At 59.9% G+C, this 22,685-nt stretch carries 19 protein-coding genes; 12 read left to right on the top strand and 7 right to left on the bottom strand.

Translation table 11 applies throughout. The features are described 5' to 3' along the window. Positions 1–158: 158 nt before the first annotated feature. Complete coding sequence (locus ABIE63_RS04665; RefSeq protein WP_354503240.1) at positions 159–1,109, top strand: complex I NDUFA9 subunit family protein; 951 nt, start codon at positions 159–161, stop codon at positions 1,107–1,109. A gap of 15 nt (positions 1,110–1,124) precedes the next feature. Here ABIE63_RS04665 and ABIE63_RS04660 read toward each other — a convergent pair whose 3' ends face one another. Then, the gene (locus ABIE63_RS04660; protein WP_354503239.1) at positions 1,125–1,970 is read right to left on the bottom strand and encodes an undecaprenyl-diphosphate phosphatase; all 846 of its coding nucleotides are present in this window, start codon (positions 1,968–1,970) and stop codon (positions 1,125–1,127) included. Between the two features lie 438 nt (positions 1,971–2,408). Here ABIE63_RS04660 and ABIE63_RS04655 point away from each other — a divergent pair, with 438 nt between their 5' ends. Genes ABIE63_RS04655 through ABIE63_RS04640 form a run of 4 tightly spaced genes read left to right on the top strand, consistent with a single transcriptional unit; the run spans position 2,409 to position 9,667 of the window. Continuing rightward, positions 2,409–3,851 (top strand): NAD(P)-dependent oxidoreductase, encoded by a 1,443-nt coding sequence (locus ABIE63_RS04655; RefSeq protein ID WP_354503237.1) that lies wholly within the window; start codon positions 2,409–2,411, stop codon positions 3,849–3,851. A gap of 25 nt (positions 3,852–3,876) precedes the next feature. After that, the gene (locus ABIE63_RS04650; protein ID WP_354503234.1) at positions 3,877–4,518 is read left to right on the top strand and encodes a glutathione S-transferase family protein; all 642 of its coding nucleotides are present in this window, start codon (positions 3,877–3,879) and stop codon (positions 4,516–4,518) included. A 22-nt stretch (positions 4,519–4,540) separates the two neighbouring features. After that, on the top strand, positions 4,541–9,109 hold the full coding sequence (gene gltB / locus ABIE63_RS04645; protein WP_354503232.1) for a glutamate synthase large subunit: 4,569 nt from the start codon (positions 4,541–4,543) through the stop codon (positions 9,107–9,109). 48 nt (positions 9,110–9,157) lie between these two features. Further along, positions 9,158–9,667 carry a GFA family protein gene (locus ABIE63_RS04640; protein ID WP_354503230.1) on the top strand — a complete coding sequence of 170 codons (510 nt, stop codon included), beginning with the start codon at positions 9,158–9,160 and terminating at the stop codon, positions 9,665–9,667. A gap of 17 nt (positions 9,668–9,684) precedes the next feature. Here the strand turns inward: ABIE63_RS04640 and htpG are convergent, their stop codons facing one another. Further along, positions 9,685–11,580, bottom strand: coding sequence for a molecular chaperone HtpG (gene htpG, locus ABIE63_RS04635; protein ID WP_354503228.1), 1,896 nt, complete (start codon positions 11,578–11,580; stop codon positions 9,685–9,687). Positions 11,581–11,678: 98 nt separating this feature from the next. Between htpG and ABIE63_RS04630 the strand changes: the two genes are divergently transcribed. The 3 genes from ABIE63_RS04630 to ABIE63_RS04620 are packed head-to-tail and all read left to right on the top strand — an operon-like array spanning position 11,679 to position 15,489. Continuing rightward, positions 11,679–12,392 carry a protein-L-isoaspartate(D-aspartate) O-methyltransferase gene (locus tag ABIE63_RS04630; protein WP_354503226.1) on the top strand — a complete coding sequence of 238 codons (714 nt, stop codon included), beginning with the start codon at positions 11,679–11,681 and terminating at the stop codon, positions 12,390–12,392. A gap of 56 nt (positions 12,393–12,448) precedes the next feature. Beyond that, positions 12,449–15,091, top strand: coding sequence for a helicase-related protein (locus ABIE63_RS04625; protein WP_354503224.1), 2,643 nt, complete (start codon positions 12,449–12,451; stop codon positions 15,089–15,091). Positions 15,092–15,102: 11 nt separating this feature from the next. Then, positions 15,103–15,489, top strand: a complete 387-nt coding sequence (locus tag ABIE63_RS04620; protein WP_183414791.1) for an RNA-binding S4 domain-containing protein — start codon at positions 15,103–15,105, stop codon at positions 15,487–15,489. Positions 15,490–15,495: 6 nt separating this feature from the next. On the opposite strand, the gene ABIE63_RS04615 is transcribed toward ABIE63_RS04620, so the two are convergent. From ABIE63_RS04615 to ABIE63_RS04605, 3 genes are all read right to left on the bottom strand, one after another. Beyond that, complete coding sequence (locus tag ABIE63_RS04615) at positions 15,496–16,077, bottom strand: TetR/AcrR family transcriptional regulator (protein ID WP_183414789.1); 582 nt, start codon at positions 16,075–16,077, stop codon at positions 15,496–15,498. 39 nt (positions 16,078–16,116) lie between these two features. Next, positions 16,117–16,674, bottom strand: a complete 558-nt coding sequence (locus ABIE63_RS04610) for a carboxymuconolactone decarboxylase family protein (RefSeq protein WP_354503221.1) — start codon at positions 16,672–16,674, stop codon at positions 16,117–16,119. A 198-nt stretch (positions 16,675–16,872) separates the two neighbouring features. Beyond that, a complete protein-coding gene (locus ABIE63_RS04605) occupies positions 16,873–17,511 on the bottom strand; it encodes a DUF938 domain-containing protein (protein WP_354503218.1) in 639 nt (212 codons plus the stop codon). 114 nt (positions 17,512–17,625) lie between these two features. Here ABIE63_RS04605 and ABIE63_RS04600 point away from each other — a divergent pair, with 114 nt between their 5' ends. The 4 genes from ABIE63_RS04600 (at position 17,626) to ABIE63_RS04585 (ending at position 20,352) form a co-directional block, all read left to right on the top strand. Further along, positions 17,626–18,084 carry a TerB family tellurite resistance protein gene (locus ABIE63_RS04600; protein WP_183414784.1) on the top strand — a complete coding sequence of 153 codons (459 nt, stop codon included), beginning with the start codon at positions 17,626–17,628 and terminating at the stop codon, positions 18,082–18,084. A gap of 99 nt (positions 18,085–18,183) precedes the next feature. After that, positions 18,184–18,522 (top strand): ferredoxin FdxA, encoded by a 339-nt coding sequence (gene fdxA / locus ABIE63_RS04595; protein ID WP_183414782.1) that lies wholly within the window; start codon positions 18,184–18,186, stop codon positions 18,520–18,522. 392 nt (positions 18,523–18,914) lie between these two features. Continuing rightward, positions 18,915–19,412, top strand: a complete 498-nt coding sequence (locus tag ABIE63_RS04590) for a CarD family transcriptional regulator (protein ID WP_183414780.1) — start codon at positions 18,915–18,917, stop codon at positions 19,410–19,412. A gap of 46 nt (positions 19,413–19,458) precedes the next feature. Then, entirely contained in the window at positions 19,459–20,352 is an 894-nt protein-coding gene (locus tag ABIE63_RS04585) for a hypothetical protein (protein WP_354503215.1), read from the top strand. Between the two features lie 7 nt (positions 20,353–20,359). On the opposite strand, the gene ABIE63_RS04580 is transcribed toward ABIE63_RS04585, so the two are convergent. Together ABIE63_RS04580 and ABIE63_RS04575 are read right to left on the bottom strand one after the other, a co-directional pair. Beyond that, on the bottom strand, positions 20,360–21,841 hold the full coding sequence (locus ABIE63_RS04580; protein WP_354503213.1) for a M48 family metalloprotease: 1,482 nt from the start codon (positions 21,839–21,841) through the stop codon (positions 20,360–20,362). Next, complete coding sequence (locus ABIE63_RS04575; RefSeq protein ID WP_354503211.1) at positions 21,841–22,665, bottom strand: thermonuclease family protein; 825 nt, start codon at positions 22,663–22,665, stop codon at positions 21,841–21,843. The genes ABIE63_RS04580 and ABIE63_RS04575 overlap by 1 nt, the downstream gene beginning before the upstream one ends. Positions 22,666–22,685 lie beyond the last annotated feature (20 nt).

The raw sequence follows: 22,685 nt of genomic DNA, 5'->3' as shown, positions 1-22,685 counted from the left end.
CCTTGTTTCGGTAAATAAGCGCGCCGCCTCGCCGGTTGCTGCGCCTAGGGCCTTTTCCTAACCCGAACGGCTGTTGTATACCCACCGCACGGAATTGGTTTGCCAGAGACAGCGAACCGAAGGGTTATCCGGGCACTGTTTGGACAGGGAGTACAGGAATGGGCACGCGGCAGGTAACGGTCTTCGGCGGATCGGGCTTCATCGGCCGCTATGTCGTCGAGCGCTTGGCCGACCAGGGTTGGGTTGTCCGGGTTGCCGTACGCAATCCGCGTCGCGCCGATTTCCTGAAGCCTTTGGGAAATGTTGGGCAGATCGTCCCGATGCGGGCCCCTCTTCAAGATGGCAATGCTGTGCAGGCCGCCGTTGAGGGCGCCGACGCCGTCATCAACCTCACAGGCATTCTCTATCAGCAAGGTGCTCAAACCTTTGCGGCCGTGCAGGCTGAAGGTGCGAAGCTCATTGCCGACGCGGCGGTGGCGGCGGGCGTGGGCACTTTCGTCCATGTTTCCGCGATAGGGGCTGATGCGCAATCGGCCTCCGCTTATGCCCGGACCAAGGCGGCGGGCGAGCAGGCGGTGCGGGATGCCTTTCCTGAAGCGACGATTCTACGGCCCTCGATCGTCTATGGCCCAGAGGACGATTTTTTCAACCGCTTCGCTGTGATGGCGCGGTTGTCTCCGGCGCTACCCTTGATCGGCGGCGGCAGAACGCGCTTTCAGCCGGTTTATGTTTGTGATGTGGCGGATGCTGTCGTGGCGGCGCTGACGTTGCCGGCGGCGCGGGGAAATCTCTACGAGTTAGGGGGGCCGAAAACCTACAGCTTCAAGGAGCTGTTGGCCTATATTCTGGAGGTTACAGGACGGCGTTGTTGTCTTGTGACCCTGCCGCGCAACATGGCGCTCCTCAAGGCGAGCGTGCTTGAGAGGCTTCCGGGCGCTCCCTTGCTGACCCGGGATCAGGTTAAGCTACTCGACCACGACAATGTTGTCAGCGAAGGTGCGGCAGGTTTGACGGACCTAGGGATCACGCCGACGGCGCTAGAAGGTATTGTTCCCGAGTATCTCCTGCGCTACCGCAAAGGCGGTCGCCTGACGGCCGACGCCGCCTAGCTTGGCGGTGCTCCACTACACTGGCAATAGCCCGCTGTTGCCATAGACCAGCCAGAACAACAGGCCCGCGAGGCCAAGGCGATACCAGACAAAAGGTGTAAAGCTGAAGCGCTTCAGCCAAGCCATCATCGCCGCAATTGCAATGAGAGCCATAACGAAAGAAAGGCCCGCGGCGATCAAGGCATCGGCGGTTAGTTGCGCATCTTCGGCTTTGGCAAGATCCAGGCCTGCGAGCGTGCCGGCCCCCAAGATTGTCGGGATGGACAGCAAGAGGGAGAAGCGCGCTGCCTCTTGCCGTTCGTAGCCCAGAAATCGTGCGGCGGTCATCGTGATTCCAGATCGGCTGGTCCCGGGAACCAGCGCCAACACCTGCGCGAGTCCGATGATCAGGGCTTGCACTACGGTGATGTGCTCCAATCGCCTGACCGTCAGACCGATGCGGTCGGCGAAGTACAAAAGCAGGCCGAACCCGAAAGTCGTCCAGGCGATGATCTCTATGCTCCGTAGGCTACTGGCAACGAGGTCCTTGGCGACGAAACCGACCACCACGACCGGCAGGGTGCCTATGATAAGCGCCAGCGCCAAACGCGGCATCGGCCCGCGCCCCCCCGCAATCAGCTTGAAGAACCCTGCTATCGCGCCCGATAGGTCGCGCCAGAAGTAAAGGCAAACGGCACCCAGGGTGCCAACGTGGACCGCAATGTCGATGACGAGGCGATGTGCGTCGCTCTGAGACAGTCCGGGAAGGCCTTCGGCATCGAAGACGGCCCAGGCCAGGATCAAATGGCCTGAAGACGATATTGGCAAAAACTCTGTGATTCCCTGAACGAGCGCCAGGATCAGGAGATGCAGAATAGGCAAAAGATCACCTTTCGCTTCCTTGTAAAAATATACCGAGACCGCGGAAGAAACCCCTTTGCTGTTCCCAGGATCGGGCTCCGAGTCGCTGTTCGGTCATTCGATTACACCACCTCCAACGGCTTCGCTAGGCGGAAGAACGTACCAAAACGGGACTAATAGGATAAATTTCCGTCAGCCGATCCGCTGAAGGCGCTGATGACGGGATGTGGGCAACAACAATTAGTCAACAATCATGACCTATTAAGGGATTTCTCCTGGATTTGACCACTTTCTTCCCTTATAGAAAGGCAGAGCGCCTGATTTGAGGCCACAAAGTTACGGATAACTCGAGGGCGGCGAACTCAAGCTCGCAAAGGGCTCAGATGCAGAGTTCGTGATGGCTCCGTTGACGCGCCGACGGCGTGTAGACCACCGCCGACAAAAAGGGGAAGGCCAAGAATGGCAAACAAGATGCTGCGCTTCGTTGATCTCGAAAAATCCATGCCCGACAAGCGCGAGGCCGATAGTCGCAGGCAGGATTTCGATGAGATCTATGAAGATTACATACCCGCCGCCGCAGCAGAACAGGCTGCCCGCTGTTCCCAGTGCGGCGTGCCTTATTGTCAGGTTCATTGCCCGCTCCACAACAACATTCCCGATTGGTTGAAGTTGACGGCGGAAGGCCGGGTTCAGGAGGCCTACGAACTTAGTCAGCAGACTAACAACTTTCCCGAAATCTGTGGCCGCATATGCCCCCAGGACCGCTTGTGCGAGGGAAATTGCGTGATCGAAAAGGCTGGGCACGGGACGGTCACCATCGGATCGATCGAGAAGTACATTACCGATACGGCTTGGGAAGAAGGTTGGGTCAAACCAGTCCGCCCATTGGCAGAAAAGCCGCAGTCCGTCGGAATCATCGGTGCGGGACCGGCCGGGCTGGCTGCTGCCGAGGAGTTGCGACGCCAGGGTTACAAAGTAGAAGTATATGATCGCTACGACCGCATCGGCGGGTTGATGGTCTACGGCATTCCAAGCTTCAAACTTGAAAAGGATGTGGTCGCCCGCCGAGCGAAGCTGATCGCCGATGCCGGGGTGATCTATCACACAGATTGCGCTGTCGGAGAGACGCTCGCGTTCGAAGAGCTTCGCGAGAAACATGACGCCATTCTGGTAGCAACTGGTGTTTACAAGGCGCGGGACATGAAGGCGCCAGGCATTGGTCTGGACAATATCGTCCCGGCATTGGATTACCTGATCGCCTCGAACCGCAAGTGTTTGGGTGACGCGGTGCAGGCTTTTGATGACGGTAGCCTCAATGCTGCTGGCAAGCGGGTTGTTGTTATCGGCGGCGGCGATACGGCGATGGATTGCGTGCGTACCGCCGTGCGTCAAGGCGCCGAAGCGGTCAGCTGTCTTTACCGACGTGATCGGGCCAACATGCCCGGATCGCAGCGCGAGGTCGCCAATGCTGAGGATGAGGGTATTGATTTCCAGTGGCTGTCGGCACCCGAGGCCTTTCTGGGCGAGAGCGAAGTTTCCGCCGTGCGGGCGCTGAAGGTGCGGTTGGGCGCGGCCGACGCGACCGGACGTCAGACTCCGCAGCTTGTTGAAGGGTCACAGTTCACGATCAAGGCGGACCTCGTGATCAAGGCGTTGGGTTTTGACCCGGAAGACCTCCCAAAGATGTTTGACGTTCCCGAATTGCAGGTCACCAAATGGGGCACGCTCAAGGCGGATTTCAGGACTTTCGAAACGAGCCTGGAAGGCGTTTTCGCCGCAGGCGATATTCTTCGCGGGGCATCGCTCGTGGTCTGGGCCGTGCGTGATGGGCGTGATGCGGCTGAACAGATTCAAAAGTTCCTGGAACGGAAGGCCAGCCGTCGCGAAGTGGTTGCGGCGTGAGGAACCAGGAAGGGATGGGATAGCAATGTATCGTCTCTACGACGACCCGATCTCAGGCAACGGTTACAAGGTACGTCTGGCGCTGGCGCAGTTGCGCATCGACTATCGGTATCACGCTCTGGATGTCCTAAAGGGCGAGACCCGGCAGCCGACATTTTTGACCAAGAACCCGCTCGGCAAAATTCCGGTCCTTGAGACACCCGACGGCCGCTTTCTTTCAGAATCTAACGCGATCCTGTGGTATCTGGCAGGCGCCCATCCAGCCGGCCGGTCATTCGGCCCGGCGACGCCGGATGAAGAGTATGAAACGCTGCGCTGGATGTTTTTCGAGCAATACAGCCACGAGCCGAATATTGCCGTTGCCCGCTTCTGGCGTCATCTCCCGGAGATGAGCGAGTTGCAGCACAAGATGCTGCCCGAGCGTTTGGAAAAGGGTTACCAAGCCCTAGCGGTAATGGAGAAGCACCTAACCGGCGCGGATTACTTCGTGGGTAACAGATACGGCATCGCAGATATCGCGCTTTATGCCTACAGCCATGTCGCCGAAGAGGGCGGGTTCGACCTTTCAGTATATCCGGCGCTTGGCGCCTGGCTGAAACGAGTTGCCCGTCAGCCAAACCACGTCGCCATTACAGATGTACCAGCCGCCGCCGGAACCGCGGCTTAGTGTCCGGGAGGGACCAGAAGAGATGGAACAGAGCCAGGAAGTGAACCGGCCGACGGAACAAGGATCGCAGTTTGTCCAGCAATGGAGAAAGGATGCCACGGTATTGTCCGAGCAGGGCCTTTATGACCCTGCCGAGGAGCACGATGCCTGTGGCGTTGGCCTAGTTGCCGCCATTGACGGAAAGCCCCGCCGCGAGGTCGTTCAGGCTGCCATTGATGCGCTGAAGGCCGTTTGGCACCGGGGCGCGGTGGATGCGGACGGCAAGACGGGCGACGGCGCCGGCATTCATATCCAGATTCCGCAAGATTTCTTCCGTGAGCACATTTCCCGCACAGGACACGAGCATCATGGCGAAACCATCGGTGTGGGCATGGTTTTCCTACCGCGCACGGATCAGGCTGCGCAGGAGCGCTGCCGTGTGATCGTGGAGCGTGAAATTCTCAATTACGGCTACAAGATTTACGGCTGGCGTCAGGTGCCGGTGAACACCGATGTGATTGGCGACAAGGCGAATGCCACGCGCCCCGAGATCGAGCAGGTCATGATCTCGAACCGCAAGGGGGCGCTGGACGGTCAGTTCGATATCGACCTCTATGTGATTCGGCGCCGGATCGAGCGGGCGATGAGCCATGAATCGATCAAGGAGTGTTATATCTGTTCGCTGTCCTGCCGCTCGATCATCTACAAGGGCATGTTCCTTGCCGAACAACTCGACACCTTCTATCCCGATCTTCGAGATGCCCGGTTCAAATCGAACTTTGCAATATTCCACCAGCGCTATTCGACCAACACTTTTCCGACTTGGTGGCTGGCGCAGCCCTTCCGCGTACTTGCCCACAACGGCGAGATCAACACGCTCAAGGGCAACGTCAACTGGATGAAGGCCCACGAATGCCGCATCGCCGCGCCGGCCTTTGCGGATACCATTGATGACCTGAAGCCGGTCGTCCAACCGGGCAGTTCCGATTCAGCCGCGCTGGATGCCGTTTTCGAGTTGATGGTCAGGGCTGGCCGTGACCTGCCGATGGTCAAGACGATGATGATCCCGGAAGCCCTGCGACCGGACGATTCCATGCCGCAGGTGCACAAGGATTTGCTCAGTTACTGCAATGCGGTCATGGAACCATGGGACGGCCCGGCGGCGATCTGCGGATATGGCGGACGGTGGGCGATAGCCGGAATGGACCGCAACGGGTTGCGGCCTTTGCGCTACACGCTCACCGGCGATGGGCTGCTTTTTGCGGGCTCTGAAACCGGTATGGTTCGCATTGACGAGGCGACGGTAATCGAAAAGGGCCGTATTGGGCCCGGCGAGATGCTGGCGATTGATTTGAAACTGGGCAAGCTTTATCGGGAAGGCGACATCAAAGCCTATCTCGCGAGGCAAAGACCCTTCGGCGAGTGGACCAAGAACACAACGGCGCTCGATGACTTGGTGCGCCGCGCCGCAAAGGGCGAAAGTGCGGAATTGAGTCGCGAAGAGCTGCGCCGCCGCCAGCTATCCTTCGGTCTCACCATGGAGGACATGGAGTTGATTCTCCATCCCTTGGTGGAGGACGCCAAGGAGGCGGTAGGCTCTATGGGCGACGATACGCCGCTTGCGGTTTTGTCGGATCGTTACAGGGGGCTGCACCACTTCTTCCGGCAGAACTTCAGCCAGGTGACCAACCCACCTATCGATTCTCTGCGCGAGCGGGCGGTGATGACGCTCAAGACCCGGCTTGGCAACCTCGGCAACATCCTGGACGAGGACGAGACCCAGTGTCGGCTGCTGCAGCTCGACACGCCGGTGCTGACCAATGCCGAGTTTGAGGCCATGCGCGGCTACATGGCCGAAACCGCCGCTGAGATCGACTGCACTTTCGACCCGAAAGAGGGCGAACATGCGCTGCCGGACGCCTTGGCGCGCATCCGCAAGGAAGCCGAGGATGCGGTGCGGGCGGGCAAGGAGCATGTCATTCTTTCCGACAAAACGATGAATGCCGAGCGCGCAGCCCTGCCGATGATCCTGGCGACCGGAGCGGTGCATACGCACCTGCTGCGCCAGCAATTGCGCACCTTCACCTCGCTCAACGTGCGTTCGGGCGAGTGCCTTGACGTGCATTACGTCGCCGTCTTGATCGGTGTCGGCGCCACGACGGTGAATGCCTACCTCGCACAAGAGGCGATCGCGGACCGTTTGAGCCGCGGTCTGTTCGGCGAGATGACACTGAGCGATGCTCTGCAGCGCTATAAGAAGGCGATGGACGAAGGTCTGCTGAAGATCATGTCCAAAATGGGAATTTCCGTTCTTTCATCGTATCGCGGCGGCTGTAATTTCGAGGCCGTCGGTCTGTCTCGTACCCTAGCGGACGAATACTTTCCGGGTATGACCAGCCGCATTTCCGGCATCGGCCTGACGGGCATTCAGCAGAAGGTCGCGGAGATGCACGCCCTGGCCTTCCGCAAGGATGTGGTCACGTTGCCGGTGGGAGGCTTCTACCGCTATCGCCGGGGCGGCGAGGCGCACGGCTGGCAGGGAAAGCTGATGCATACCCTGCAAAGCGCGGTGGCGAGCGATTCCTACACCGTCTTCAAGCGTTTCTCGGAGGGTCTGCGGGAACTGCCGCCGACGTCGCTACGCGACTTGCTTGATTTCAAGAATGAAGGTCGTCAACCCGTGCCGCTGGAGGAGGTAGAGTCCGTCACGTCCATTCGCAAGCGTTTCGTTACGCCGGGCATGTCGCTGGGCGCCCTGTCACCCGAGGCGCACGGTGTTTTGAACATTGCGATGAACCGCATCGGGGCGAAGTCTGATTCCGGTGAAGGCGGCGAAGACCCGGCGCGCTTCAAGCCGCACCCTAACGGTGACAACGAAAACTCTGCGATCAAGCAGGTAGCCTCAGGTCGTTTTGGCGTAACAGCCGAGTATCTGAACCAGTGCCGTGAGATCGAGATCAAGGTCGCCCAGGGTGCCAAGCCCGGTGAAGGCGGCCAGCTTCCTGGTTTCAAGGTTACCGAGATGATCGCCAAACTCCGTCATGCGACGCCGGGCGTCATGCTGATTTCGCCACCACCGCACCACGATATCTATTCGATCGAGGATCTGGCGCAGCTTATTTACGATCTGAAGCAGATAAATCCGGATGCGCGGGTCTGCGTAAAACTGGTCGCGCGTTCGGGCATCGGAACGATTGCGGCCGGCGTTGCCAAGGCAAAGGCAGACGTAATCCTCATTTCCGGGCATAACGGCGGCACCGGTGCCAGCCCGCAAACCTCGATCAAGTACGCTGGAATCCCTTGGGAGATGGGGCTTTCGGAGGTACACCAGGTGCTCACACTCAATCGTTTGCGCAATACCGTGCGCCTGCGTACGGACGGTGGTATCAAGACCGGGCGCGATGTCGTTATTGCCGCTTTGTTGGGCGCCGAAGAATATGGTGTCGGCACGGCTTCGCTGATCGCCATGGGCTGCATCATGGTGCGTCAGTGCCATTCCAACACCTGTCCGGTCGGCGTCTGCACTCAGGATCCGCGCTTGCGCGAACGCTTCAGCGGCTCCCCCGAGAAGGTGGTGAACCTCTTCTCCTTTATTGCCGAGGAAGTGCGCGAAATCCTCTCATCCCTGGGTGCGCGGTCTCTCGACGAGATTGTTGGGCGAACCGATCTGCTCAAGCAGGTGAGCCGGGGCGCGGAACACCTGGACGATCTGGACCTCAATCCTCTGTTGGTAACGGCGGAATCGCACGATCTGCCGGTGACCTGCACGATGGAGGGCCGCAACGAGGTTCCCGACACCCTGGACGCGCAGATTCTCAACGATGCGCAGCAGCTCTTCCGGGATGGCGAGAAGACCCAATTGCAATACAACATCCGCAATGTTCAGCGGGCCATCGGGACCAGGCTTTCCGCCCACATCACCCGCCGGTTCGGCATGACCGGACTGCAACCCGGCCACGTGACACTGCGGCTGCGCGGTTCTGCAGGCCAGTCACTCGGAGCCTGGGCCGTTCAAGGCCTGAAGCTGGAAGTGCTCGGCGACGCCAACGATTACGTGGGCAAGGGGTTGTCCGGCGGCACTATCGTAGTGCGACCGTTGGCCTCCAGCCCATTGGAGACCGAGCGCAATACGATCATCGGCAACACGGTTCTTTACGGCGCCTCGGCCGGGGAGCTCTTCGCTGCCGGTCAGGCCGGGGAACGTTTCTGCGTCCGCAACTCCGGCGCGACGGCGGTGATCGAGGGTTGCGGCTCCAACGGCTGCGAATACATGACCGGCGGTATGGCCGTGATCCTGGGTTCGGTCGGCTACAACTTCGCAGCCGGGATGACCGGCGGTATGGCCTTCGTCTATGACCGCGACAACGTCCTGCCGGTCCGCATAAACGATGAGAGTGTCATCATGCAGCGCATCGAGGTTCCGCATTACGAAGCGGTGCTGAGGGGATTGGTCGAACGCCACGCCACCGAAACTCAGTCGCGCTATGCCGAGCGCTTGTTGATAGACTGGGAGGCCGAGGTCGGGCATTTCTGGCAGATCGTGCCTAAGGAAATGCTGTCCCGGTTGGAAATCCCGGTGCGGGCCAGCGAGGTTGGCGAAGCGCGCGCCTGAACAAAAATCGTCCGGTGGTGAACCGCCGGACCTAAGGGAGGTGTTGCCATGAAGCTACAAGGGTCCTGCCACTGCGGCGCGGTGCATTTCCGCCTGCGATCTGCGCATCCCTATCCCTTCAATCGCTGTTATTGCTCGATCTGCCGCAAAACCCAGGGGGGCGGTGGCTATGCGATTAACCTCTCCGGACAGGCGGCCAGCCTACGGGTCGAGGGTGAAGAGTTCATCTCGGTTTATCAGGCTCAGGTCGGCGTTGCCGCCGATGGGTCGCCCGAGATAAGTCCTGCCGAGCGTCGCTTCTGCAAGCGTTGTGGAAGTGGTCTTTGGCTTTGGGACCCGCGCTGGCCGGACCTGATCCATCCCTTTGCTTCTGCCATCGACACCGAGCTGCCTGCCGCGCCGGAACACACACACCTGATGCTGGGCTCCAAGCCGGAATGGGTGCCCCTGGACAGCCGGCCCCAAGACCGCTGTTTCCAGGAGTACCCGGAAGAATCAATTGCCGACTGGCATCGGCGCGTGGGGCTGGAAGTGGAAGTCGGTTCCGGCAGCCAGTAGGTTTTCGAAAGCGGCTTTCAGGCCAGTCCTCGCGCCAGGGCGTCGGAGAGTCGACGGGCGAACTTCGCCGGATCGGGCAGGCTCTCGCCTTCCAGGATACGCGCTTGATCGAGCAACAGCCAAGCGGCCTCCTCGACAGCGGCGCCGGCACCTTCGCCGTTGTCGCTGGCCACACGAGCGGCCAGACGCTCAATCACCGGGTGCTTGGCGTTGATCTCCAGAATCCGCTTGCTCACCTGATCCAACTGCTTGTGCTGGCGCAACAAGCGTTCCAAATGCATATCCATATCGCCTTCGTCGGCGACCAGACATACGGCTGACGACTCCAACCTCTCGGAGGCACGAACGTCCTTGACCGCGTCCTTCAAGGTCAGCTTCAGGAATGCCAGAAGAGCGTCGAAGCCCTCGGGTGTCGCCGATTTTTCACCCGCCTCGTTCTCTTTCTCCTTACCGGCAATGCCGGAGAGGTCCGCACCGCCGCGGGTGACGGATTTTAGCGGCAGGCCCAAAACCTCACCGACGGCTGTCACCCAGAACTCGTCCACCGGGTCAGCCATCAACAGGACCTCCACGTCCTTGGCGGCAAAGCCTTCCAGCTGCGGGCTCTGGCGGAGCGTCTCCACCGAATCTCCTGTGATGAAGTAAAAGGCTTTCTGGCCTTCCTTCATACGGTCCTTTATCTCGGCAAGGCTGGTCCAGCCATCGCCCTGGGTCGAGCGGAAACGGGCGAGGCGCAAAAGCCGCTCCCGGTTGGCGTGATCTTCGTAGAGCCCTTCCTTCAGGACGCCGCCGAAGGTCTCCCAGAAAGCGCTGTAGCTATCCGGTTTTTTCTCGGCCTTCTCTTCAAGGGCATCGAGCACACGCTTGGTGACGCTCCCGCGAATCTTGGACAGCACGGGCGAATGTTGAAGCATCTCCCGCGAGATGTTGAGAGGCAGATCCTCGCAATCAATTATGCCGCGCAGGAATCGGAGATAAGGTGGCAGCAAAGCCTCGTTATCATCCGTTATGAAGACGCGTTTCACGTAAAGTTTGACGTGCTGGCGGCGTTCGGGATGGAAAAGATCCACTGGCGGTTGGCTGGGAATGAACAGCAATCCGGCGTACGACAGCAGCCCCTCGACCTGGAAATGCAGCTTCATCCAGGGATCGTCGAAGGCGTGCGCGGTGTGGTGGTAGAACTCGCGGTATTGGTCGTCCGTGATTTCACTCTTGGGTCGCGTCCAGAGCGCCGAGGCGCTGTTTAGTTGACGCGGTTCCTCCTTACCAGGCTCCCGCAAATGGATCGGCACGGCGATGTGATCGGAGTAGGCTCGAACGATGCGCTCCAGACGCAAGGGGTCGAGATACTCCTTTTCCTCGTCTTTCAGGTGCAGTGTGATGGTCGTGCCACGTTCGGGAGCCACATCGCTTTCGGCAACGGTAAAGCCACCCTTGCCGTCAGATTCCCAGCGCCAGCCTTGCGCGTCACCGGCCTTTCGGCTCTCCACGACGACACGGTCCGCTACCATGAAGCTGGAATAGAAACCAACGCCGAACTGACCGATCAGATTGACGGCTCCCTGGCCGTTCTCCTTCTTGGCCTGTTCCAGCCCGGCCATGAAGGCTGCGGTGCCGGAACGCGCGATGGTGCCCAGGTTGGCAACCAGGTCATCATGATTCATGCCGATGCCGTTGTCTGAGATCTTGAGCGAGCCGGCCGCACTGTCGGGATGTATTTCAATAGCCAGCGGATCGCTCCCCGCCGTCAACTCCGGCTGGGTCAGCGTTGCGTAACGCAGACGATCGCAGGCGTCGGAGGCGTTCGAGATCAACTCGCGCAGGAAGATCTCTTTGTTCGAGTAGAGCGCCCCGGCGACAATCTCCAGAAGTCGGGAAACTTCAGCCTGAAAGGCAAGCTTTTCCTCGCTCATGTTTTCCTTTCCCTCAAAGCGTTATGGTTGTCGAGCAATACGGTTGTTGGATAGAGGCTGATATGTGCGGTCTGTGCCGCGCATGCAAGGAGGGAGTTTTGAGATCGGCGGCCTTTTCCCAGCGTCGTGGTGAACGGGAAGCCCTACTGGCCGAGATAGAGGGCGATGTGCGGGAAACCGCCCGACAGACTGGCCTTAGTCGCTTGCCCGATGTTGTGCGCACTGCGATCGCATGCGTGCCGCGGCACTGTTTTGTTCGGCCGAGCGATAATGCTCACGCCTATGAAAACCGGGCGCTACCCATCGACCACGGTCAAACCATTTCTCAGCCCTATATTGTTGCTGTAATGACAGCGCTCTGCGGCGCGGGGCCCGGCAAGCGTATCCTGGAGATTGGCACGGGCTGCGGCTATCAGGCAGCCGTGTTGGCGGAAACCGGGGCCGTCGTTTATTCGATTGAGGTCGTGCCACCGCTTGCGAGGTCTGCCGCGCAAACGCTCGAAGCGCTTGGCTATGGATCGCCCGATGTAGTGTTAAGGGAGGGCGACGGTCGTCAGGGGTGGCCGGAAGCAGCGCCATTCGATGCGATCCTCGTCGCCGCCGCGGCGGAAAGAATGCCGTCTGCATTGGGCGAACAGTTGGCTGTTGGGGGGACGCTTGTGTTTCCGATGGGGCCTGCCAACCCGCGGCGGCCTTTTCCGAGCGGTCAGACTCTGTGCGCGGTAGACAAGCAATCGGATGGAAGCTTCCGAACGCGCAAGCTGATTCCGGTCGCGTTCGTTCCTCTCGTAGCGCCGGGACGCATAAGTTGATCTGCCTTACGACAAGGCTTGCGATCTAAGCGAGAAGTCTTGATCCTTTGGGCGTTATGACAGAATCCGAGCCCTCAAACCTTTCCCCAGGCGGTCGCGGTATTACCGCATTGCTTGGTCCCACCAACACCGGAAAGACTCATCTAGCCATCGAACGCATGCTGGCGCATCGATCCGGAATGATTGGGTTTCCTCTGCGTTTGCTGGCGCGGGAGAACTATGATCGCGCGGTCAGGTTGCGTGGGGCGCACCAAGTGGCGTTGATTACGGGTGAGGAGAAGATCTTGCCGCAGGGTGCCCGGTATTTCTTCTGCACCGTCGAATCAATGCCGACGGATCGGCAGGTCGAGTTTCTTGCGGTCGATGAAATCCAACTCTGCGGCGACCCTGAGCGCGGTCACATCTTCACCGAACGTCTGCTTCATGCGCGCGGCATTGCGGAGACGATGTTTCTGGGCGCATCGACGATAAAGCCGTTGCTTCAGCGTTTGGTTCCCGAAGCCGAAGTCGTTTCGCGGCCGCGCTTTTCAACGCTGTCCTATGCGGGTGAGCGCAAGCTGACCCGCCTGCCGCCACGATCGGCGATCGTCGCCTTTTCGGCCGCCGATGTTTACCAGATTGCCGAATTGATACGCCGCCAGAGGGGTGGTGCGGCTGTGGTGCTCGGCGCCCTTAGTCCGCGCACCCGAAACGCGCAGGTTGCTCTCTTCGAAGCGGGGGAGGTCGACTATCTGGTAGCAACCGATGCAATAGGCATGGGTCTCAATCTGCATCTTGACCACGTCGCCTTTGCCCGGCTTGGTAAGTTCGACGGTCGCGAAATGCGGCGCTTGACACCGGCGGAGATTGGGCAGATTGCCGGCCGCGCCGGCCGCCACATGAGTGACGGCACTTTTGGAACAACGGCTGAGCTAGGCGGCTTGGACCCGGCGCTGGTGGAGGCTGTCGAGAGCCATCGCTTCGACCCATTGCGCTCTTTGGCTTGGCGCAATCGCAGCCTCGATTTTTCCAGTGTGACCAGGCTTTTGAGCAGCCTCGAGGCGCTGCCGGGTCGTGCGGGTCTTTACCGAGCGCGCGAGGCGGAAGATCAATTGCACCTCGCCGCCCTGCTCAAGGACCCGGCGGTTGTCAGCCTGCTTTCCGATGAGGCGACCATAGTGTTGCTGTGGGACGTCTGCCAGATTCCGGATTTCCAGAAAACCCTGACGGATCAGCACAATCGCCTGCTTGCGAGAATCTTTCAGACGCTGCTGAAGGGCGCGGGGCGCCTGCCGGAGGACTGGATCGCGGGCCAGCTCAAGGCGATCGACCGCACGGACGGGGAAATCGATAGCCTAACGGCACGCATTGCCCGGGGACGGGTCTGGACCTTCATTACACACCGGGGCGACTGGCTGGATGATAGTCAGGGTTGGCAGGATCGGGCCCGGGCTGTCGAGGACCGCCTTTCCGACGCCCTTCACCAACGCTTGACCCAGCGGTTTGTGGACCGAAAGGGAACGGCTCTGCTGCGGCGTCAAAGGAAGGCGTCGGCCTTACTCGCAGGTGTACGAAAGGACGGCGAGGTCGTTCTAGAAGGGGAAGCGATAGGCCGTCTTGTGGGCTTTACTTTTCAACCGGCTGAGGACCTGGGGCCGGAAAACCGTAAGGCTGCTGAGTCCGCGGCGCGCCGCGTTTTGGCAGACGAAGTGCCGCGCCGTGTTCTGCAGCTCGAGCAGGATGACAATGGTTCATTCTTGCTGGACGGCGAAGCGCGCCTCACCTGGCGCGGACATGTGGTCGGTCGTTTGGTCAAAGGCAGGGACAGGCTGCATCCGGCAGTGCAAGTCGACGAAGGCGATCTGCTGGATGGGAGTATGCGCGAGCGGATGCGACAGCGGCTGGAAAGCTGGGTCGGGGTGTTCCTGCGGAACCGGCTTGGTCCGCTGTTTGATCTGGCGGAGGCGGATGTGAAGGGGAACGCGCGCGGCCTCGCCTACCAGCTTGTCGAATCGCTGGGTTGCCTGCCGCGCCGCACGGTCGCGTCGCAGGTTCGAAAGCTTGTTCGAGGCGAGCGCCAGACCCTGCAAGCCGCTGGATTGCGCATTGGCGCGGAATCATTGTTCCTACCTGCGCTGTTGAAGCCAGAGTCGCAATCCCTCAAGGCGCTTCTTTGGAGTTTGTGGGAGGGAGTGCCATTGCCACCGCTTCCTGCGCCCTCTGAGATCTTGTCCGACTCGCCGGCGGCCGAATCGCTGCTCTTGGCCTGTGGCTGGCGCCGAATTGCCGGTCGCCGTTGGACTTTGGCCGTGCGTGTGGACGTGCTTGAGCGTTTAAGCGCCGCACTTTACCGAATGAAGCCGGAAGGTTTGTTCTGTCCGACACCAGCATTGACGGAAATCGTCGGCAATGATCGAGAGGCGCTTTCCCGCCTGCTTCCTGCATTGTCCTTTCAGATGTCTGGGGATCCGTCACGGGGTTTGGAAACGCTGGCCTTCGCCCCAAAAGGGCATCGCGGGGTCAAGCGCAAAGCTCGACAGGCGGGCAAGATAACACCCGCCGCGCCCGGTGCTGGCGTGAACGAAAAGAGTCCCCAGCGATCCAGAAAAAGCGATGGCGGCCAAAGCCTTCGAAAAAGGGATTCAACGCCCAAAGGGTCGCAAAGAGGGATCAATCCGGACTCTCCCTTTGCAAAGCTGGCTGAACTCTACAAACGTTGAGACGTGATCAAATGACGATACAAAGCCAACGCTTGGATAAATGGCTCTGGGGAGCTCGCTTCTTCAAAACCAGAAGTTTGGCGACGAAGCAGTGCCATGCCGGCGGGATGCGCGTCGACGGAACCTTAACTCTAAAAGCGCATCACCTGTTAAGGGGCGGCGAGGTGCTGACCTTCCGTCAGGGCGACCATATTCGGGTGATTAGGGTTCTGGCCTTAGCGGAGCGCCGAGGTCCGGCCAGCGAAGCACAAATGCTTTATGAAGACTTGTCGCCGCCCGAGACTCAAACACGCCTCCCGGCAGACAGGGCCTTGGCCAGTGGCGCACGGGACCGTGGCAGCGGGCGGCCCACAAAGAAAGATCGCCGGCAGATCAGCAAACTAAAGGAAGATTTGTAGCGGACCCTAATCTAGGACACTCAGGACGCCGGAAAGGGCTGACTGGAGTTCGGACTTGGAGGCGCCAGCCCGCACCATGCTGCGAAGCCCCAGGAACGCGGCAAGCATCCCGCGCGCAAGCATCGCTGGCTTCTGCTTGTTTCCAATCTCGTTCTTTGCTTGCGCCTCCGAGATTTTCCGAGCCAGAAATTTCTCGGCCTCTTCAAACCCCCGCCGGACCACGGCGGCAACCTCCGGGTCATGCGGCGCCCGTTCAAGCGCCGTGTTGGCCAGGAAACATCCACGGCGGTCCTTGTCGCTGAGGTAGGCATCGATTGCGTGCTGAAACAGCAACTCCACCGCCTTCCGCGGAGAGGGCTCAAGGTCCAGCTGCGCGAGTTGTGCCGACTGGCGTTGTTGGCAGTAACGTTCAAGGGCTAGCAAGAACAACTGCTGTTTATCACCAAAGGCGTTGTAAAGGCTGGTCGCTGTGATACCCAACTCAGCTGTCAGGTCTCGAATCGACGTAGCTTCGAATCCGCGGTTCCAGAACAGACCTACAGCCTGGTCCAGAGCCTCATCCTTGTTGAAGGCCATAGGGCGTGCCATCGGACGACCGTCTCTCCCAATCGGTTTCCGTGTCGCTTACTAACCAGCCTTTTTCCAGGTGCGTTGTGTAAAGGACGCATCCACCGGAGTTTGGGCTAGATGATTTGCATAGTTGGAGATGGACTTGTGCGCAACGAAAAGTATGATCTCCAGGACTTGTGATTTCTCAAAACCAGCTGCAATGAAGCGTTCAGCCGCATCATCTCCCACCCACCCGCGCGTGGCAACCATCCTTGTGGAAAATTGTCTCAATGCCTCCAGGCGGGGGTCGTCGATCGCGGTTTCATTGCGGATCGCAGCAATGACGTCCTCATTGACCTTTGCTTTTGCCGCGCCGGTGGAATGTGCCGCCACACAGTAGTGACAATCGTTCGCGCGGCTGATGGTCAACCATAGGATCTGCTGCTCGGCGGGCGAAAAGCTGGAGCCGTCTGCAAGCATCTGACCAAGGGTGAAGTACCCCTTCAGGGCAAGCGGCGATTCCGCCATCATGCCGACCAGATTTGGCACAAAGCCAAACCTACCGGCAGCGCCCTCCAGCAGAGGTTTGGCATCGTCAGGCGCTGTTTCTTGCGTATGAACCTTGAACTCGACCATTTGATCCCCGCGATTCGACTGCGTGTACCTGAACGCGCAGGTTTTGGAACAATCGTTAATTTAACGAGTGTCGTTCGCAGGCTGAGCGCCGTTAATTCACGTTTTCGTGATCTCGGAGGCTTGGGCGCGCGTGACCAGGGGGCATGGGGCCAGGGGGCATGGAGCCAGGGACAATGGGTCGAGCGCCCACGAGATTGCTCAGGTTCTGGTGAAAACCAACGAGAGGTTGTTTGCCGGCATCTCAATGACGTCGCGCAATTCCAATCCGGCTAGGCTCGCCTTCGAAGTCACGGCCTCCAGATCGCGAACGCCCCAGGCGGCGTTTTCTTCCCGCAGCTGTCGATCGAAGGCGGCATTGCTGGGCGCGGTGTGTTCCCCGCCCCGCTTGAAAGGGCCATAGATAACCAGAAGCCCACCGGGGGACAACGTCCGCGCAGCACCGCTCATCAAGGCTTCACAAGCAGTCCAAGGTGCGATGTGGAGAAGGTTGCAGCAGAACAACGCATCGGCGCGCGATAGCGGCCACAGGTCGCTGTGAACCTCCAAGTTCAACGGCGGCATGATGTTCGGGCTATTGGCTTCCTCGCTATGGGCTGCAATGGACGCTCGCATCGCCGGGTCTGCGTCGCTGGGCTGCCACACAAGAGGAAGCAGTTGAGGCGCCATCCAGGCAGCATGCTCGCCGGTGCCGCTGGCCACTTCCAGCAGAATGCCCTCGTGCGGCAGGACCTGGCGCAAAACCTCCAAGATTGCATCCCTGTTCCGCCTCGTGGCGGGCGCGTGCAGCTTCACGTTACCGCTGTCCTCACCTGATCGATCTTGAAAATGTCGAGCCATGAAAACCGACCCTAGGCGGTCCTTTATTGCCGTGCAAGACACTAGAGGCTACCTCTTGGGTCAGAGATGACATGAACAGACATGGCATGAGTAAGCCAAGAGGTGAGATGCACGATGATCCAGAAGCTGAAGAAGATTTTTGCGAGCGCCCCCGTTAGTGAGCCGGAGAATGCGTTTGAGCCGACGGAGCTGGCCTGTGCCTGCTTGTTGACCCATGCGGCCCTGCAGGACGGCACCTTGGAGCCGCAGGAACAGGAGGCCATGGCGCGGCTATTGGGTCAGCGATTCAAGCTGGACAACGTGAAAGCAGAGGCGCTTCTGGAAACCGCGCGGGGACATGTGGCGCAAAGCGTTGAAATGTATGGCATCACCCGCGATATCAAGGATGCGCTCGCCCATGATGAGCGCCTTGGATTGATGGAAATGCTCTGGCAGGTCGTTTATGCCGATGGTGAGTTGCACGACTATGAGGCGAACTTGATGCGCCGCATTGCCGGCCTCATTTATGTATCTGACCGTGAAAGTGGTGAGGCGCGTAAGCGTGCGTTGCGCGCATTGGGCATCTTGGAATAGCCAAGGCAATGTTCTAGAAGGATCAGGTTCTACGGAATGCAAACAGCGGCGTGAGGGTTGATCCCGAACGCTCCAACAGCCGAAACCGAGGGTAAGGGAATGACCTATATCGTCACGGAAGCCTGCATTAAGTGCAAATACATGGATTGCGTCGAGGTTTGTCCCGTCGACTGCTTCTATGAGGGAGCCAATATGCTGGTGATCCACCCCGATGAGTGCATCGACTGCGGCGTCTGTGAGCCCGAATGCCCGCCGGAGGCAATCTTGCCGGATAGCGATCCTGAAGCCGAGAAATGGTTGGAGCTCAACAAGGACTACAGCGAGTCCTGGCCCAACATCACGCGTAAAGGCGAAGTGCCGACGGACGCGGATGACTATCGGGACGCCAAGGATAAGTTCGAGAAGTTTTTCAGCGCCGACCCCGGGCAGGGCAGTTGAAGTAGCCAGCCCCCACGCATCAATCGACATAGCGCTGGGGATTAGTCCCGGCAGGTGCGGAGCCCCAGCCGTCGCGCCATTGGATGCTGCGCCGCAGCATCAGTTGAAATCCGGCGCGTTTACGGGTATGATGGTTTAGTGACAAACCGGAAGTATGGCCCTCCGTCCGTTCGGGCTGGCGAACCGGTCCCTGGGCAGCGCAAGCGCATAGAGGAACAGCGGTTGCGTATCATTCATCGTGTTTATTCGGACCGGCGCCGTCCTTAAATGGGGGGCGCCATAAAGGTCTGGTGACGCGTTAATCGGCAGCAAAAGCCGTTGCGTCATCGCTGTAGGTTGACCGAAACCAATTCGGTCCGGATAGAACTGAGGGACGAAAGAGACCCCGCATTATGAGCAATGAAATGGAATTTTCCGCCGGTGATTACGTGGTTTACCCGACTCACGGCGTCGGTCGGGTTACCTGCGTGCAGACCCAAGAAATTTCAGGCGTTTCGCTTGAACTCATCGTGATCAAGTTCGACAAGGACCGGATGACGCTTCGGGTCCCTGTAACGAAGGCGCAGAACTCTGGCTTGCGTAAGCTTTCCAGCCGCAAGCTGATGGATGCCGCTCTGCAGACCCTGAAGGGCCGCAGCCGCGTGAAGCGGACCATGTGGAGCCGTCGCGCGCAGGAGTATGAAGCCAAGATCAACTCGGGTGATCCGGTGGCCATCGCCGAAGTCGTGCGTGATTTGCACCGTGGCGACGATCAGCCGGAGCAGTCTTATAGCGAACGTCAGATGTATCAGGCTGCAGTCGAGCGTCTTGCCCGCGAATTGGCGGCGCTGGAGAAGATCGACGAGATCAAGGCAGCAGAAAAACTGGAAAAGCTGCTGTCAGCCGCCTAAACGGCGCTTGATCGCAGCGCAAGGGTCCGTAGGCTAGAGGGACCCGATGGATTCGGGCCGGATGGAAGAAAACTCCATCCGGCTCTTTTCGTTCGATCAGGAGCGCTCGTTGGTCGAAGTTAACCCGACAAAGGCTGTAACAACAAACCGGCAGAAGTTTGCCGTGCTCAAGGGCGGTCGCCGCGTGTGGGCGGTCGGTAGCGTCCACGGCGAGGCAACGCGCCTGATGGCACTCCACGACATCCTGGCGGACAAGCTGCAACCGGGCGATCAGTTGGTTTACCTGGGCAACCTTATCGGCCGCGGGTCGCAAGTCAGCGAGACCTTGGACGAAGCGATTTCGTTTCGCCGTCTTTTTCTTTCGCGCCCGGGCGCTTTGGTCTGCGATCTAGCCTATCTGCGCGGCAGCCAGGAGGAGATGTGGCAAAAGATGCTGCAACTCCAATTCGCAACCGACCCCAGGTCGGTGTTGGCATGGATGTTGCAGCAGGGCGTCGGGGCGACCATTGAGGCTTACGCAAGCACGCGCGCCGAAGCTGAACGCGCCGCCAGTGGCGGTGTCATTAGCATCACGCGGTGGTCCGGCCAGCTTCGCCAGCAAATGCAGAAGCACCCGGGGCATTACCAGTTTTTCGCCGCCCTCCGGCGCGCTGCCTTCACCGACGACGGCGCCCTATTATTCGTCCATGCCGGCATAGCGCCCGAGCGTCCGCTGGACGCCCAGAAGGACACCTTCTGGTGGGGCGGTCAGGGTTTTCAGCGCATCTCCGAGCCCTATGGGAATTATCGGCGGGTTGTTCGGGGTTTCGCCGCCGATCATCCGGGCTTATTGCTGGAAGACCATCGCGCAACACTCGATGCTGGCTGCGGCTTTGGTGGGCCGCTCATCGCCGCCTGCCTGGATAGCGAAGGCGCGCTGCAGGATTCCATTGAAGTTTGATCGCCGTCTAGTATTCGGCGATCAGCTTGATCTTTTGCCCGACGAGAAGTTGCTCGCCCGCGGCTAGACCGTTTAGCACGCGCAACCGGTCTTCCCTGTGGTCTGGAAATGGAAGCGTTGCGGCCAGTCCGGACAGGGTTTCCCCTTTTCTAACCTCATGAATACGGATGCGGTAGGGCTGGATTGCCGCGGCTTCGGCTTCGCTCAACCTGCGGAAGCTGTAGGTCGTTTCCCTCAAGTCATTCGCCAACGCGGCGGTCTGCGCGGTGGGCGTGAAGAAAAGGAACCGGTAAATGCTATCACTGTCCAAGCGGACAGCCAGAAGCCGCAGGTCCCGTGGGCCTTGGCGCGTGTTGATCCGGCTGGTCGCGGTTGCCGCGGCCAGACCGTTTATGGTGATGCGCTCAAAATCCTTCAAATTGAGTTTGGCGGCCCACACCCGGGACAGGTAATTTCCAACCTCGGTGTTCTGCGCTTCCTTCTTTGGTGCGTTGTCAAAGGCGATCGCTGCGCCGTCCGGGTGCCTTGCAATCACTGAGGACGGCGTATTGGTCAGCCGGAACCCTGCCGGCACCTCGAAGGCGAAACGTAGCTCCGGATGGATAAAGCGCTGCCCTCTGACCAGGCCCTGCGCCCGGCTGTCGCCGTAAACCATACCGTCGATTTTTGCGTAATAAATGTCGCGGGCTTGGATCGGGTCTTGAACTTTGATGCCGCCAGCCCTGGCTGCCGCCTCGCGTATCCGGTCGGCGGTGCGCGGATGGGTTTGCAAGAGGTTGAAATTGTCGGCGGCTTCCGGCTTGCCGGACAGCGTGGCCTCCAATCGGTCGTTTGCCTGCAAATTCTCCAGGAATCCCGCCATCGCATCCGGGTCGTAGACCGCGCGCGACATGTAGCGGATGCCGAGCTCGTCGGCTTCGGATTCCTGCCCGCGCGAATAGCTGGAGAGCGCGAGTTGGGCTGCCGTGCCGCCGGCGTTGGCGGCGGCGCCGCTGCCGGTCAAGATGCCGACTGCGGCAACGCCCACACTGGCCAGTACCGTCGAGCCATAACGCTCGGCACTGTGTCGGGCCGTGACATGACCGATTTCATGCGCCAGCACACCGGCAAGCTGGGCCTCGTTTTCCGCCAGCCCGACGAGCCCTCGCGTCACATAGACGTAACCGCCCGGCAGCGCGAAGGCGTTGACGATCGGCGAATCAAGCAGAGTGAAAGTGAAGGTGGCGTTCGGTGTCTCGGAGGTTTTGACCAGAAGTTGCCCGATGCTGTCGATGTAGGCCTGCAGAGCGGGATCGTCGTAACGCCCGCCGAATGCGCCAACCATCTTCGGATGTTCCTGCGCCCCCAGATTAAGCTCATCTTCCGAGGACATGCCGCCGGTAAAGATGCTCCGACCCGTGCCGGGCGCGGTACTGCAAGCGGCCAGCGTTACCAGCAGCAACCCGGTTGCGAGCAGTTTGGACAAGGAAGGGCTCATACGGGACATCATCAATCTAGAATCTCCAGCTGTTCAGGGTGGTCAACCTTCAATGACGGGCCATTATAGGCGCTCAACCACCCGCGTACACGCACCAGCTTGCCCGCCAGTGCCGTCAAGTCGATGCCCGCGTCGCGAAAGGCGCGCCGGTCGGCCGAGGCGATGCGAAGACTGAAGTCGCTACGCCAGTCCTCACCAAAATTGATATAGGTCGCCGACTTGGCTTCGTGAACCGCCGCCACGCGGCCCGCGATGATTTGAAAGGAATCGATCAGAGGCCAGAGGGCGTCGTGATCGTTGGCCTTGCGCAACCCGTAAAAAGGGTGGCTCCAGATACCCCGGCCGCTGGCCCGCGCCGCCCGCTCGATGCTTAGCATCTGCGCCACGCCGGCGCGGTTGTCCGAAAAGCTGTAGACCCGGGCCAATCCCATCTCCAGCAAGCGACCCTGAATCCAGAGACCTTCGCGCGTTACCAGATGGGCCAACCTACGGTCGTGTCGGTCACGTGTGGCTCCGTCGCCTTCAGCCAGCCCGACCTCGCGTCCCAGGGTCAAGACTTCCAGCGCGACCTTTGCTTCGGGCGCCAGCGGCCAGGCGGTGAACCCGCGCCGCCCCAGTGGCAGCTTGGGGGCCTGAATCCCGACCAACCGCACCTGCTTTCCGGTCGCCAGAACCAGGGTATCCCCGTCGATCACCTCGATCACGCGTCCCCATTCAGCGACAGACAGGTCTGATGGAAGTGTGAGTTCATCCTCCGGGCTCTGTGCGGCGCTTGTCATATCGGAAGCCTGTGCCAGGGCGACGACAAACAAAAGGGTCAGCAGCCGTCTTGTCACCAAAGCAGGGTTTTTCCAAT

The sequence above is a fragment of the Limibacillus sp. MBR-115 genome (assembly GCF_040549425.1).
In the GTDB taxonomy this organism is placed as follows: Bacteria; Pseudomonadota; Alphaproteobacteria; order Kiloniellales; family CECT-8803; genus Limibacillus; species Limibacillus halophilus.
The sequence above is the reverse complement of the archived record's forward strand: the minus strand, read 5'-3'. Positions and strand labels throughout refer to the sequence as shown.